This is a genomic window from Symbiobacterium terraclitae, assembly GCF_017874315.1.
Classification (GTDB): Bacteria; Bacillota; Sulfobacillia; order Symbiobacteriales; family Symbiobacteriaceae; genus Symbiobacterium; species Symbiobacterium terraclitae.
This window is the reverse complement of sequence record NZ_JAGGLG010000067.1, coordinates 1-1,204: the sequence shown is the minus strand read 5'-3', so window position 1 is coordinate 1,204 and position 1,204 is coordinate 1. Positions and strand designations below refer to the sequence as shown.

General features: G+C 65.7%; 1 protein-coding gene and 1 rRNA gene. Both read left to right on the top strand.

Features of this window, described 5'->3' with window-relative positions; translation table 11 throughout:
- A 5S ribosomal RNA gene (gene rrf, locus J2Z79_RS18140) occupies positions 1 to 82 on the top strand; the annotation flags it as partial.
- A 512-nt stretch (positions 83 to 594) separates the two neighbouring features.
- Positions 595 to 1,152 (top strand): ABC transporter ATP-binding protein, encoded by a 558-nt coding sequence (locus J2Z79_RS18135; protein WP_209468311.1) that lies wholly within the window; start codon positions 595 to 597, stop codon positions 1,150 to 1,152.
- Positions 1,153 to 1,204 lie beyond the last annotated feature (52 nt).

The window sequence follows — 1,204 nt, the reverse complement described above, 5'->3', positions numbered from 1 at the left end:
CCCGTTCCCATTCCGAACACGGAAGTTAAGCCCTCCAGGGCCGAAGGTACTCCGCAAGGGGGAGAATAGGTCGCTGCCCGAGCTATTTTGAAGGCTAGCGACCCCCGGGCGACTGCGTCGCCTCGGGGTCGCCTGCCGGAGCTGTTTTTGACCACCGCACATGTTGCGGTGGTCTTCTGCTATGGCATCACAGCCGGAGGGGATCACCTGGAGGCAACCCGAAGGGTTGCCGGAACCCGGCAGCCGTCTGCGAAGCAGACGGCGGGAGGGGAGAACAGGGCGCTTCAGGCCCAGCGTGGCCACCACGCCCGCATCTTCCCGGAGAAGCGAGGCCCGGCCCCCTCGCAGTAGCGGCAGCGGCCCGTGAACTGCTGCCCTGCGGCCGGGGCAGCGCTTGATGCCGACTGGCGCAGAGAGGTTAGAGACGACGCCGTAGCGAAATGAACATACACGCAACTAAGACGGGAGACGCATACCGGAAAGATCGCAGTATGAGATCCACGACCCGTGCACGATGAGGCTCACCCGCGCACGCCTGCGCATCGGCCGCCATCGGCGCGTCTCACGCTCACGCTCTTGGCGGGGGGGCTGTCTGTGATCGAGGCACAACGCCTCTCGAAGTACTACGGCCAGAAAGCCGCCGTGAAAAACCTCGATCTCCACGTGCACCGGGGTGACGTCTTCGGTTTCCTCGGGCCGAACGGGGCCGGGAAGTCGACGACCATCCGCATGCTCACCACGGTGATCCGCCCCACGAGCGGCACCGCCCGGATCAACGGGTTTGACATCCGGCGGCAGCCGCTCGCCGTCCGCCGGCAGATCGCCGTGATCCCCCAGATCAGCACCCTCGGTGCGCACCTGGATGTCTACCAGAACATCATGATCTACCTGCTGTTCCGCGGCTTTGGGTACCGCGAGGCGCGGAAGCGGACCGATGAGGCCATCGAGCGGTTCGGCCTCGGGGCCGTGGCCGGCCTGCGGCCGCATCAGCTCTCAGGCGGCTACCGCCGGCGGGTCCAGGTGGCCCGGGCGCTCCTGTCGGGGGCCAGCGTGCTCTTCCTGGACGAGCCCTCGGTCGGGCTGGACCCCGTCGTGCGCCAGGAGACGTGTGTGTTTGATAACCTAAAAGGGAGCCATTCGGGGGCCATTTGATCACGCAAAAGTGAGCCACCTCGAACTTCCAAACCTGTAAACTGGGATGTGC